General features: G+C 72.5%; 14 protein-coding genes. 10 read left to right on the top strand and 4 right to left on the bottom strand.

Annotated elements, in window-relative coordinates; genetic code table 11:
- Both GXW76_RS06340 and GXW76_RS06335 read right to left on the bottom strand, forming a co-directional pair.
- On the bottom strand, positions 1-209 hold a 209-nt coding region (locus GXW76_RS06340), incomplete at its 3' end, for a hypothetical protein (RefSeq protein ID WP_211861148.1).
- Complete coding sequence (locus tag GXW76_RS06335) at positions 206-1,096, bottom strand: ROK family protein (RefSeq protein ID WP_211861147.1); 891 nt, start codon at positions 1,094-1,096, stop codon at positions 206-208. The genes GXW76_RS06335 and GXW76_RS06340, both read right to left, overlap by 4 nt.
- A gap of 93 nt (positions 1,097-1,189) precedes the next feature.
- Between GXW76_RS06335 and GXW76_RS06330 the strand changes: the two genes are divergently transcribed.
- From GXW76_RS06330 to dxs, 7 genes are all read left to right on the top strand, one after another.
- Positions 1,190-1,429 (top strand): sulfurtransferase TusA family protein, encoded by a 240-nt coding sequence (locus tag GXW76_RS06330; RefSeq protein WP_211861146.1) that lies wholly within the window; start codon positions 1,190-1,192, stop codon positions 1,427-1,429.
- On the top strand, positions 1,426-2,355 hold the full coding sequence (locus GXW76_RS06325) for a histone deacetylase family protein (RefSeq protein WP_211861145.1): 930 nt from the start codon (positions 1,426-1,428) through the stop codon (positions 2,353-2,355). Before GXW76_RS06330 ends, GXW76_RS06325 begins: the two co-directional genes overlap by 4 nt.
- Positions 2,352-2,657 (top strand): hypothetical protein, encoded by a 306-nt coding sequence (locus tag GXW76_RS06320; RefSeq protein ID WP_211861144.1) that lies wholly within the window; start codon positions 2,352-2,354, stop codon positions 2,655-2,657. The genes GXW76_RS06325 and GXW76_RS06320 overlap by 4 nt, the downstream gene beginning before the upstream one ends.
- An 85-nt stretch (positions 2,658-2,742) precedes the next feature.
- A complete protein-coding gene (locus GXW76_RS06315) occupies positions 2,743-3,708 on the top strand; it encodes a Bug family tripartite tricarboxylate transporter substrate binding protein (RefSeq protein WP_211861143.1) in 966 nt (321 codons plus the stop codon).
- Positions 3,709-3,743: 35 nt separating this feature from the next.
- Entirely contained in the window at positions 3,744-4,001 is a 258-nt protein-coding gene (locus tag GXW76_RS06310) for an exodeoxyribonuclease VII small subunit (RefSeq protein ID WP_211861142.1), read from the top strand.
- Between the two features lie 2 nt (positions 4,002-4,003).
- Positions 4,004-4,924, top strand: a complete 921-nt coding sequence (locus GXW76_RS06305; RefSeq protein ID WP_246513966.1) for a polyprenyl synthetase family protein — start codon at positions 4,004-4,006, stop codon at positions 4,922-4,924.
- Positions 4,924-6,840, top strand: coding sequence for a 1-deoxy-D-xylulose-5-phosphate synthase (gene dxs / locus GXW76_RS06300; protein WP_211861141.1), 1,917 nt, complete (start codon positions 4,924-4,926; stop codon positions 6,838-6,840). Before GXW76_RS06305 ends, dxs begins: the two co-directional genes overlap by 1 nt.
- Positions 6,841-7,106: 266 nt before the next feature.
- Here the strand turns inward: dxs and GXW76_RS06295 are convergent, their stop codons facing one another.
- The gene (locus GXW76_RS06295) at positions 7,107-7,907 is read right to left on the bottom strand and encodes an SDR family NAD(P)-dependent oxidoreductase (RefSeq protein ID WP_211861140.1); all 801 of its coding nucleotides are present in this window, start codon (positions 7,905-7,907) and stop codon (positions 7,107-7,109) included.
- A 96-nt stretch (positions 7,908-8,003) separates the two neighbouring features.
- Positions 8,004-8,981 carry a Bug family tripartite tricarboxylate transporter substrate binding protein gene (locus tag GXW76_RS06290; protein ID WP_211861139.1) on the bottom strand — a complete coding sequence of 326 codons (978 nt, stop codon included), beginning with the start codon at positions 8,979-8,981 and terminating at the stop codon, positions 8,004-8,006.
- 190 nt (positions 8,982-9,171) lie between these two features.
- Here GXW76_RS06290 and GXW76_RS26120 point away from each other — a divergent pair, with 190 nt between their 5' ends.
- The 3 genes from GXW76_RS26120 to GXW76_RS06275 are packed head-to-tail and all read left to right on the top strand — an operon-like array spanning position 9,172 to position 11,467.
- Positions 9,172-9,834: an IclR family transcriptional regulator gene (locus GXW76_RS26120; protein ID WP_211861138.1), complete on the top strand. Its 663-nt coding sequence runs from the start codon at positions 9,172-9,174 to the stop codon at positions 9,832-9,834.
- A 20-nt stretch (positions 9,835-9,854) separates the two neighbouring features.
- Positions 9,855-10,430: a carboxymuconolactone decarboxylase family protein gene (locus GXW76_RS06280; protein WP_211861137.1), complete on the top strand. Its 576-nt coding sequence runs from the start codon at positions 9,855-9,857 to the stop codon at positions 10,428-10,430.
- The gene (locus GXW76_RS06275; RefSeq protein ID WP_211861136.1) at positions 10,427-11,467 is read left to right on the top strand and encodes an amidohydrolase family protein; all 1,041 of its coding nucleotides are present in this window, start codon (positions 10,427-10,429) and stop codon (positions 11,465-11,467) included. Before GXW76_RS06280 ends, GXW76_RS06275 begins: the two co-directional genes overlap by 4 nt.
- Positions 11,468-11,478 lie beyond the last annotated feature (11 nt).

Genomic DNA, 11,478 nt, shown 5'->3' with positions numbered 1-11,478 from the left:
CGCTGGCCGCCCGCCACCGGCGCGGAAAGGCGCGCCAACGCGATGCGCGCCGCGACCCGGAGCAGCGGCGCCATCGCCGCCGCCTCGACGAGGGCCGCGGGCACAGCGCCGATTCGCGGCGCCAGCAGCAATTCCCGCGCCGGACCCAGCACCATCCCGGCCGCGAAGGCGAGCCCGCCGTAGAGCAGCCCCGCGCCGGCCGTGCTCACCCCGAATCCCAGAGCCGCGCCGCGCCGAAGACGCCGGAGGAATCGCCATGCCTGGCCCGCACGACCGGCGTGCGCGCCACATCGCCGAAGACATGGCGCGCCATCAGCGGCGGCACCTCGCGATAGAGGTGCTCCATGTTCGACAGCCCGCCGCCGAGCACGACGACGTCGGGGTCGAGGATGTTCGCGATCATCCCGAGGGCGCGCGCCAGCCGGTCCGCGTGACGGGCCAGCGCGGCGGCGGCCTTCGCCTCCCCCGCCGCGGCGCGGGCGGGGATGCTGCCGGCGTCGCGCGCGCCGGGCCCGTCGCAGTCGGCCGCGAGGCCGGGGCCGGAGAGGAAGGTTTCGAGGCAGCCATGCCGGCCGCACCAGCAGCGCGGGCCGGGGAATTCCTCCGGCCGCATCCAGGGCAGCGGGGTATGGCCCCATTCGCCGCCGGTGCCGTTCGGCCCGTCCAGGATCCGGCCCGAGCTGACGATGCCGCCGCCGCAGCCCGTGCCCATGATGACCGCGAAGACGGTGCGGTAGCCGGCGCCGGCGCCGTCGGCCGCCTCGCTCATGGCCAGGCAATTGGCGTCGTTGGTCACGCGCACCTCGCGCCCCAGCGCCGCGGCCAGGTCGCGGTCGAGCGGCTGGCCGTTCAGCGCCTGGGAATTGGCGTTGCGCACTAGGCCCGTCACCGGGCTGAGGCTGCCGGGAATCCCGACGCCGACCGTGCCGCGCTCCCCGGTCTCCCGCTCGGCGCCGTGGACGAGGGCGGCGATGGCCTCGACCGCGGCGGCGTAGTCGGAGGGCGTGGGCACGCGCCGGCGCAGCCGCACCGCGCCGTCGCGATCCAACGCGACGATTTCGATTTTCGTTCCGCCGAGGTCGATTCCGAGCCGCATGGCGCCAGGGTGGCCAGGGGTCGCCCGTGCCGCAACCCCCGCCCGCTGCCGCGGCGCTGGACGCCGCGTGCGCGGGGTGCTGGACTCAGGGCCATGAGCGAAACGCTGCTGGACGTGAAGGGCCTCACCTGCCCGCTGCCGGTGCTGAAGGCCAACAAGGCACTGCGCGGCCTGCCGGCTGGGGCGCGGCTCACCGTGCTCGCCACGGACCCGGCCTCGGTCGCCGATTTCCGGGCTTTCTGCAAGGAAACCGGGCACGCCCTGGTCGCCTTCGGGGAGGAATCCGGCGCCTACCGCTTCGTCATCCGCAAGCGCGAGGACCCGCCGGCGTGAGCGTGCTGCTGCTGACCCACCGCGCGTGCCTGCACCACGACCCCGGCCCGCATCACCCCGAATGCCCGGACCGGCTGCGGGCGGTGCTCAAGGCGCTGGATGCGGGGGAATTCGCGGACCTGATCCGCGACCAGGCGCCGCTCGCGACGGTGGAACAGCTCACGCGCGTCCATCCCGAGAACTACGTCTCCGCCATCCTGGCGATCCGGCCGGAGCCGGACGAACACGTGCCCCTGGACGGCGACACCGTCATGTCCTGGGGCAGCGCCGAGGCCGCGCTGCGGTCGGCCGGCGCCGCCGTGGCCGCGGTGGATGCGGTGATGAAGGGCGAATTCCGCCGCGCCTTCTGCGCCACCCGCCCGCCCGGCCATCATTGCGAGCCCGCCCGGCCGATGGGCTTCTGCCTGTTCGCCAATGCCGCCGTCGCGGCGCGCCATGCCCAGGCGGAGCACGGGGCGAAGCGCGTCGCGGTGGTGGATTTCGACGTGCACCACGGCAACGGCACCCAGGCCTGCTTCGAGGCCGACCCGAGCCTGTTCTACGCGTCCAGCCACCAATGGCCGCTTTATCCGGGCACGGGGGACGCCAGCGAGCACGGGGTCGGCAATATCCTGAACGTGCCGCTGCCGCCGGGGGCCGATGGCGCCGCCTTCCGAGCCGCCTGGGGGGAACAGATCATCCCCGCGCTGGACGAGTTCGCCCCGGACCTGCTGGTGATCTCGGCCGGCTTCGACGCCCATGCCGCCGATCCCCTGGCGCAGTTGCGCGTGCGGGAGGCCGATTTCGCCTGGGTGACGGAAGCGCTCTGCGCCGTGGCGGACCGCCGCTGCGGCGGGCGGGTCGTGTCGCTGCTGGAAGGCGGCTACGACCTCGAGGCGCTGGGCCGGTCGACGGCGGCGCATGTCAGGGCGCTGATGCGGGCGTGAGCATCTGGGACGACGCTGCGCTCCTGCAGAGCTTCCGGCGCCATCCCGACACGCCGGCCCTCTGGCTGTTCAAGGAGGAATGGCCCCTGGGCGGCGTCTGGGAGCTGCCGGGTGGGGCGGGGGTTGGCGCAGACGACCGATCGCAGTTCGGGCACCACCCGCTGAACCTCCTGGAGGCGCTTACGAACCCCACCGGCGTCGCGGTCGTCGCCCGTCTGGCCTGGCGTCGCCGCCTCTGGCTGAAGGCGCATGGCCGGCGCGTCGATCGGGCGCTCTGGGACCGAGCGACGCGGCAGGGCTGACGCGGGCGGTGCCGGCGCCCGCCACTTGCCGCCTGTGGCCGCGCGGGCCTATTCCCCGCGCCGCGCCCACCGGGAAGGAGACATCATGAACCGCCGCGCCCTGCTCGCCGCCCTGCCGGCCGCCGCCCTGATGCCCGCCGCCGCCGGCGCCCAGGACTGGCCGCCCGGCCCGGTGCGCGCCATCGTGCCCTTCGCCCCCGGTTCCGCGACCGACACGGTCGCCCGCGTGGTCGCCGACGGCATGCGCCCGGTCCTCGGCCAGCCCGTCGTGGTGGAGAACCGCGCCGGCGCCAACGGCCTGATCGGCGCCGAGGCCGTCGCCCGCGCCGCCCCGGACGGCATGACGGTGCTGATCGGCACCAATTCCACCAACGCCGCGGCCAACGCCCTGTTCCGCCGCGTGCCCTTCGACATGGAGAACGGCTTCATCCCCGTCTCCACCATCGCCACCGTGCCGCTGCTGGTGGCGGTGAAGGCGGACAGCCCCTACCGGACGCTCGCGGACCTGATCGCGGCGGCCAAGGCGCGGCCGGAAGGCATCACCTATGCCTCCGCCTCCTCCTCCCAGCGCGTCGCGACCGAGTCGCTCGCCGCGATGGCGGGCATCAAGATGCTGCATGTGCCCTACCGCTCCTCGCCGCTCGCGGTGCAGGACGTGCTGTCGGGGCGCGTGGACCTCTTCATCGCGGACCAGGCGGTGATCCTGCCGCAGGCCCAGGCCGGCGCGCTGCGCATCCTCGCCGTCACCTCGGCCGAACGGTCCCCTGCCGTGCCGGACGTGCCGACGGTGCGCGAGGCCGGCAACCTGCCGGACTACGAGGTGATCGCCTGGTTCACCCTCTTTGTCCCGGCCGGCACGCCGGCGGACCGCGTGGCGCGGCTGAACCGCGCTGTCACCGCCTCCCTGGCGGCGGAGGAGACGCGCACGCGCCTCGGCACCTTCGGCATGGCGATCCGCTCCTCGACACCGGAGGAGGCGGTGGCCTTCGTCCGCGCCGAGACGGTCAAGTGGACCAACGCGATCCGCCAGGCCGGCATCGAGCCCGAATAGCCCGAGGGGCCGGTTGGCTGGTAGGATGGCCTGACATGGCCAGGACACCCAAGGCGGAGGGGGAGATCCCCTCCGACATCGAAACCCTGACCTTCGAGCAGGCGCTGGCCGAGCTCGAAGGCATCGTGAAGGCGCTGGAAAGCGGACAGGGGGCCCTCGAGGCCTCGGTCGCCGCCTACCAGCGCGGCGCGGCGCTGCGCGCCCATTGCGAACGCAAGCTCGCGGAAGCCGAACAGAAGGTGCAGGCGATCGTGGAGGGCCCGGCGGGCCTCACCCTCAGGGACGTCGAATAGGCATGGACACCACCCCGGCCGACCTCACCGCCGAGGCCCTGCGCGCCGCGATGGCCGAGGCGGCGGCGGAGATCGACGCTGCCCTCGACATGCTGATCCCCCACGCGGAAGGCGGGGAGGCGCGGCTCTTCCAGGCGATGCGCCATGCCGCCATCGGCGGCGGCAAGCGGCTGCGCGGCTTCCTGGTGCTGGAAGGCGCCCGGCAGTTCGGCGTGGCGCGCACATCCGCCCTGCGGACCGCCGCGGCGATCGAGATGCTGCACGCCTATTCGCTGGTCCATGACGACCTGCCCTGCATGGACGACGACGACCTGCGCCGCGGCAAGCCCACCGTCCACAAGGCCTTCGACGAGGCGACCGCGGTGCTGGCGGGCGATGCGCTGCAGGCCAATGCCTTCTACGCCCTGGCCGAACCCGAGACGCATCCCGACCCCGCGGTGCGCGCCGAGCTCTGCCGCGGCCTGGCCCGCGCCGCCGGCCCGCGCGGCATGTGCGCCGGGCAGATGCTGGACATGCTGGCCGAGGAGGCCGGCGGCACGCTGGAGGAAGCCGAGATCGGCCGGCTCCAGCTGCTCAAGACCGGCAAGCTGATCGAATTCGCGGCCGAGGCCGGCGCCATCCTCGGCAAGGCGCCATCGCAGCTGCGGCAGGCCTTCGCCGGCTATGGCCGCGACCTCGGCGCCGCCTTCCAGATCGCCGACGACCTGCTGGATGCCACCGCCTCCGAGGCGGAGGCGGGCAAGCGCACCGGCAAGGACCAGGCGGCGGGCAAGGCCACGCTGGTCGGGCTGCTCGGCATCCCGCGCGCCCGGGCGCAGGCGGAACGACTCGCCGCCCAGGCGGCCGGACATCTGGACGCCTTGGGGGATCGTGCCGATCTGTTGCGGGCGCTCGCGGACTACGCGATCGAGCGGAGGAACTGATGACCCGTCCGGCCACCCCCCTGCTGGACCGCGTGAGCGTCCCGGCCGACCTGCGCAACCTGTCCGCCGACCAGCTCAAGCGGCTGGCCGAGGAGTTGCGCGCGGAGACGATCGACACCGTCTCCGTCACCGGCGGGCATCTCGGCGCCTCCCTCGGCGTGGTGGAGCTGACCGTCGCCATCCATGCGGTGTTCGAGACGCCGAAGGACCGGCTGATCTGGGACGTCGGCCACCAGGCCTATCCCCACAAGATCCTGACCGGGCGGCGCGACCGCATTCGCACGCTGCGCCAGGGCGGCGGGCTGTCCGGCTTCACCCGCCGGTCGGAATCCGAATACGACCCCTTCGGCGCCGCGCATTCGAGCACGAGCATCTCCGCCGGCCTCGGCATGGCGGTCGCGCGCGACCTCAAGGGCGACGACCGCAATGTCATCGCCGTGATCGGCGACGGCGCGATGAGCGCGGGCATGGCCTACGAGGCCATGAACAATGCCGGCGCGTCCAAGGCCAACCTGATCGTCGTCCTCAACGACAACGACATGTCCATCGCGCCGCCGGTCGGCGCGATGAGCGCCTATCTCTCGCGCCTGATCTCCTCGCGTCCCTTCCTCAGCCTGCGGGAGCTGATGGCGCGCGTGGCCCGCCGCTTCCCCGCGCCGCTCGAGCGCGCAGCGCGCCGCGCCGACGAATACGCGCGCGGCCTGCTGACCGGCGGCACGCTGTTCGAGGAGCTGGGCTTCTACTACGTCGGCCCGGTGGACGGGCACAGTCTCGACCACCTGCTGCCGGTGCTGCGCAACCTGCGCGACACCGAGCATGAAGGCCCGATCCTGCTGCATGTCGTGACGCAGAAGGGCAAGGGCTACGCGCCGGCCGAGGCGTCCGCCGACAAGTACCACGGCGTGCAGAAGTTCAACGTCGTCACCGGGGAGCAGGCCAAGGCGCCGCCGGGCCCGCCTTCCTACACCAAGGTCTTCGCCAACGCCCTGATCGCCGAGGCGGAACGGGACGAGCGCATCGTCGCGGTGAACGCGGCCATGCCGTCGGGCACCGGGCTCGACCTCTTCGCGAAGAAGTTCCCGAAGCGCTGTTTCGACGTCGGCATCGCCGAACAGCACGCCGTGACCTTCGCCGCCGGCATGGCGACCGAGGGCATGAAGCCCTTCTGCGCCATCTATTCGACCTTCCTGCAACGCGGCTACGACCAGGTGGTGCACGACGTCGTGCTGCAATCCCTGCCGGTGCGCTTCGCGATGGACCGCGCCGGGCTGGTCGGCGCCGACGGCGCGACGCATGCCGGCGCCTTCGACATCGCCTATCTCGGATGCCTGCCCAACATCGTGCTGATGGCCGCGGCGGACGAGGTGGAGCTGATGCACATGGTCGCCACCGCCGCGGTGATCGACGACCGCCCCTCCGCCTTCCGCTATCCGCGCGGGGAAGGGCTGGGCCTCGCACTGCCGGCGCAGGGCACGGCGCTGGAGATCGGCCGCGGCCGGGTGCTGCGCGAGGGCAGCTCCATCGCCATCCTGTCCTACGGCGCGCGCCTGCCCGAATGCCTGAAGGCGGCCGACGAGCTCGCCACCCACGGCCTCTCCTGCACCGTCGCCGATGCCCGCTTCGCCAAGCCGCTGGACACCGCGCTGGTCGAGCGCCTGGCGCGCGAGCATGAGGTGCTGATCACCATCGAGGAAGGCGGCATGCTCGGCTTCGGCGCCATCGTGCTGCAGCACCTGGCGACGCACGGGCTGCTCGATGCCGGGCTGAAGATTCGCCCCATGTGCTTGCCCGACCGGCTGATCGAGCACGACACACCGCGCCGGCAGTACGACGATGCCGGTCTGAACGCGCCGCACATCGTGGCGACGGCGCTCGCGGCGCTGGGCCAGCGCGTGCAGCAGCCGGCGCGGGCCTGACAGGCCGCCGAAGATGCCGCCTGTGGCGGAGCGATCGATGCGGCGGCCGGTACGCCAGGCATCCTTGCCGGGCGTATCCGCACGCGAGGCTGGTGGGGCGGCCGCGTGCAAGACAAGGGGCATGCGGGCCGCGGTGGCCTTCGACCACGGGTCGGCGATCGCTGCCGCCCGCATGAGGCCTGCGGTCGCGCCGCCCAGGTGAAGGGGCGGATCGATCGCAGGCCACGCCTGGACTGTTCAATCAGTGCGTTCGCGGCACCACGCCATCATCCGCACCGCACCGACATGCCGCCATCCACGACCAATTCGGTTCCCGTGACGAACCGCGCCTCGCCCGATGCCAGGAAGAGCACGGCATTCGCCGTATCGCGGCCGTCTCCGGCGAAGCCCATCGGAATGCGTGACAGGCGCTGCCGGATGAGCGCGTCCACGTCGCCGCCGGCGCGCTGGCCGGCGAGCCGCGCCTCGACCATCGGCGTGTGCATCTGCCCCGGCACCACCGTGTTCACGCGGATGCCCTTCGCCGCGTACTGCACGGCCACCACGCGCGAGAGCTGGATCACGCCGGCCTTCGACGCCGCATAGGCGACCTGCGCCGCGCCGGTCCAGCGTATGCCGGAGGTGGAGGCGAGGTTCACCACCGCGCCGCCGCCCTGCCTTTCCATCACCGGCAGCACATGCTTGAGCGTGAGGAAGACGCTCTTGAGATTGGTGTCGATCTGGAGATCCCAGACCTCCTCGCTCATCTCGACCGGCCCGCCGGCCGCCGAGCCGCCGACATTGTTCACCAGCACGTCGATGCGGCCATGCCGCGCGACGACATCCGCGACCAGGCCCGCGATCGCGGCGCCGTCGGTCACGTCGATCGTCGCCGTCTCGAAGCGCCCGCCCTCCGCGGCGATACGCTCGGCGGTCTCCGTCATCGACCCTGCATTGCGATCCACGCCGACGACGATGGCGCCCTCGCGCGCCAGGCCGACGGCGACGGCGCGCCCGTTGCCCCAGCCGGGGCCGATGCAGCCGGCCCCGGTGACGATCGCGACCTGGTCGGTGAAACGCTGCGACATCTCTCACTCCACGCGGATGTTGGCGGCCTCGGTCGCCTCGCGCCAATGCGCGAGCACCGGCCGGTGGGCGGGGCGACGGATCGACCCGCCCCCCTCTCAGTCGAGCTCGATCTTCGCGGCCTGGGCAACGCGGCGCCAGCGCTCGATCTCGGCGCGCTGGAAGGCACCGTATTCCTCCGGCGTTCCGCCGGCGACGGTGTAGCCGCCCTGAGCCAGCGTCGCGGCGGTCGCCGGCTGCCTCAGGATGGCGGTGATCTCGGCGGCAAGCTGCTCGCGCAGGGGCGCGGGCATCGCTGCCGGCGCCATCACGGCCTGCCAGGAACTCACCTCGAAATCGGGCAGGCCCGCCTCGGCGGCGGTCGGCACCTCGGGCAGCAGGGGGCTGCGCTCGCCGGCGGTCACCATCAGGGCGCGCAGCTGGCCTTCGCGCACCGGCCCGATGATGGAGCCGAGCCCTTGGAAGGAGATCTGCACCGTCCCCGCAAGCTGGTCCATCACCGCCGTCGCACCGCCGCGCGAGGGGACATGGGTCGCCTCCGCGCCCGTGCGCTGGCTGAACAGCTCCATCGTCAGGTGCGGCGACGAACCGATGCCGCTGGTGGCGTGGAACACCCTGCCCGGCCGTGCCTTCATCCAGGCGACCAGTTCAGCGAGGTTCCCGACCGGCGCGACATTCGGATTCACGACGAGCACGTTCGGCGTCGTCACCGCCAGCGTGACCGGCGCGAAATCCGTCAGCGGGTCATAGCCCGAGTTGCGGTAGAGCACGGCATTCAGCGCGAAGACGCCGATCGAGCCGACCATCAGCGTCGTGCCGTCGGGCGCTGCCCGGGCAAGCATCCGCGCTGCGAGCTGGCCATTCGCACCGGGCCGGTTCTCGACCACCACGGGCTGGCCGCGGCGCTCGGCAAGCTGGGTGCTGAAGGCCCGGGCCGCGATGTCGGAGGCGCCGCCGGGCGCGAAGGGCACCAGCAAGGTCATCGGCCGCGCCGCGCTCGTCTGCGCGCGGGACTGCCGCGCCAGCCCGATCCCTCCCAGGAGACCCAGGGCCGTTCGGCGCGTGGTGGCGTGCATGGCATTGCTCCGGTGCTTCATCCCGGGCGGGGCATTACCCGCGATATCCACCCAGTGCAATTCTCTTCCATTCCGTGAAATTGACATCTAAGAGAACCGGGTGAGGAAACCGACGAGAAGCACAGGCGCGACGGCCGTCCGCTCCACCCCAAGGGGCGATGCCGCGGAACCCGACGGCAATGTGCGCGCGGTGGACCGTGCGCTCGCCCTGCTGCTCGCCTTCGAGGATGGGGACGCCGCCCTTCCGCTGGCCGAGATCGCCCGCCGTGCCGGCCTGCACATGACGACCGCGCTGCGCCTGCTCGGCACACTCGAAAGCCACGGCTTCGTGCAGCGCCTCGCCGGCGGCGGCTATGCGCTCGGCCCGCAGTTGCTCGTGCTCGGGGAACGCTTCCGGCGCGGGCTGCGGCTCGAGGACCAGGTGATGCCTGCTCTCGACCGGCTGCGCAGCGAAAGCCGCGAGAGCGCGGCCTTCTTCGTGCGTGAGGGTACGGCGCGGCGCTGCCTCTTCCGTCTCGACAGCCCGCAGCCGGTGCGCACCATCGCGCGCGTGGGGGAGGTCGCGCCGCTCGGCATCGGCGCCCATGGCCGCGCACTGGTGGCATTGGAGACCGAGCCGCGCCCCCGCCTGCCGATCGTCAGCCGCGGCGAGCGCCTGCCGGAGGTCGCCGCCATCGCTGCACCCGTGCTCGATGCCCGTGGCCGTGTCGCCGGCTCCATCGGCATCACCATGCCGCTCTACCGTTTCGATCCGGCGGCGGAGGCGCTCTGCCTGCCGCTCGTGCTGCGCGAAGCCGTCGCGCTGACGCGCACCCTGGGCGGCGATCCCGCGCCCATCGCGGCCCAGGCCTGACACCAAGAGGAGGAACGCCCATGCCCCGCCTGGAGCTGCCGCAGGAAGCGGCGATGACGGAGGCGCAGAAGGCCGCCGTCAGCGAGGCCGTCGCCGGCATCCGCGGCCGCGTGCCCGCGCCGATGGTCGCCTGGCTGCAGAACCCGGAACTCGCCAGCCGCGCCCAGAAGCTCGGCGAGTTGCTGCGCTACCAGACCAGCCTCGAACCGCGCCTGTCCGAACTCGCGATCCTGGTCTGCGGCCGCCACTGGACCTCCCACCACGAATGGACCGCGCACAAGCGCGAGGGGCTGAAGGCCGGGATGGACCCGGAGGTGATCGCCGCCATCGCCGCGCGTCGCACGCCGGCGCTGCGCGACGCGCGGGACCAGGCGGTCTACGACGTCTCGACCACGCTGCTCGCCACGGGCCGCGTGCCGCAGCCGATCTACGCGCGCGGCGTCGAGGCACTCGGCGAGCGCGGCATGGTCGAGCTGGTCGGCATCCTCGGCTACTACTGCCTCGTCGCGCTGACGCTGAACACCTTCGAGCTCGGCATTCCCGGCAGCATCGCCCCCGAGCTGAACGATCCCGATTTCGCGGAGGCCAGTCGATGAGCACCGGTAAGCAGCAGCACTACATCGCCGTCCGTCCCGACTGGCTGGCGACGACGCCGGAGGACCCGCTCGATCCCGCGCAGCCCATCATCGACCCGCACCACCATCTGTGGGACCGGCCGGGCTGGCGCTACCTGCTCGACGACATCCTCGCCGACATCGCCAGCGGCCATGACGTGCGCGCGACGGTGCTGGTGCAGGCCCGCGCCTTCCACCGCGCCGACGGGCCGGAGGAATTGCGCCCGGTCGGCGAGACGCAGTTCTCCGCCGGCATCGCCGCGATGTGCGAGAGCGGCACCTACGGCAAGGTCCGCGTCTGCCAGGGCATCGTCGGCTTCGCGGATCTCACGCGCGGCGAAGCGGCGGGCGCGGTGCTGGATGCACACATCGCCGCCGGCAATGGCCGCTTCCGCGGCATCCGCCACATCGCCACCTGGGACCCCGATCCCGAGATTCTGAACCCGGCCTACCAGCCCGCGGAGGACATGCTGGACAGCCCGGGCTTCCGCGCCGGCATAGCGGAACTCGGCAGGCGCGGCCTGTCCTTCGACGCCTGGATGTATTTCCACCAGATCCCGAAACTGACCGCGCTCGCCCGCGCCTTCCCGCAGGTGCCGATGGTGCTCGACCATTGCGGCGGCATCCTCGGCATCGGGCACTACGAGGGCAGGAGCGACGAGGTCTTCCAGCAGTGGTCGGCCGCGATCCGCGATCTCGCCACCTGCCCGAACGTCATGGTGAAGCTGGGTGGCCTCGGCATGCGCCTGCCCGGCTTCGGCTTCGAGACGCGCGAGCGGGCGCCGTCCTCGACCGAACTCGCCGACGCCTGGCGACCCTGGATGGAACGCTGCATTGGCGCCTTCGGCACGACCCGCTGCATGTTCGAGAGCAACTTCCCCGTGGACAAGGGCGGCTACGCCTACGGCGTCGGCTGGAACGCGATGAAGCGCATCGCCGCCGGCGCGAGCGCCGCGGAGAAGGCCGATCTCTTCTGGCGCAGCGCCGCGCGCTTCTACCGGCTGCCCGACATCGCCTGAACAACGACAAC

This window comes from Neoroseomonas soli (assembly GCF_018129065.1).
Taxonomy (GTDB): Bacteria; Pseudomonadota; Alphaproteobacteria; order Acetobacterales; family Acetobacteraceae; genus Neoroseomonas; species Neoroseomonas soli.
The sequence above is the reverse complement of the archived record's forward strand: the minus strand, read 5'-3'. Positions and strand labels throughout refer to the sequence as shown.

Coding starts and splice junctions, on each gene's coding strand:
- GXW76_RS06295 (WP_211861140.1), bottom strand. CDS start 7,907: ATGTCGCAGCGTTTCACCGACCAGGTCGCGATCGTCACCGGGGCCGGC.
- GXW76_RS06315 (WP_211861143.1), top strand. CDS start 2,743: ATGAACCGCCGCGCCCTGCTCGCCGCCCTGCCGGCCGCCGCCCTGATG.
- GXW76_RS06305 (WP_246513966.1), top strand. CDS start 4,004: ATGGACACCACCCCGGCCGACCTCACCGCCGAGGCCCTGCGCGCCGCG.
- GXW76_RS06290 (WP_211861139.1), bottom strand. CDS start 8,981: ATGCACGCCACCACGCGCCGAACGGCCCTGGGTCTCCTGGGAGGGATC.
- GXW76_RS06275 (WP_211861136.1), top strand. CDS start 10,427: ATGAGCACCGGTAAGCAGCAGCACTACATCGCCGTCCGTCCCGACTGG.
- GXW76_RS06310 (WP_211861142.1), top strand. CDS start 3,744: ATGGCCAGGACACCCAAGGCGGAGGGGGAGATCCCCTCCGACATCGAA.
- GXW76_RS06330 (WP_211861146.1), top strand. CDS start 1,190: ATGAGCGAAACGCTGCTGGACGTGAAGGGCCTCACCTGCCCGCTGCCG.
- GXW76_RS06280 (WP_211861137.1), top strand. CDS start 9,855: ATGCCCCGCCTGGAGCTGCCGCAGGAAGCGGCGATGACGGAGGCGCAG.
- dxs (WP_211861141.1), top strand. CDS start 4,924: ATGACCCGTCCGGCCACCCCCCTGCTGGACCGCGTGAGCGTCCCGGCC.
- GXW76_RS06335 (WP_211861147.1), bottom strand. CDS start 1,096: ATGCGGCTCGGAATCGACCTCGGCGGAACGAAAATCGAAATCGTCGCG.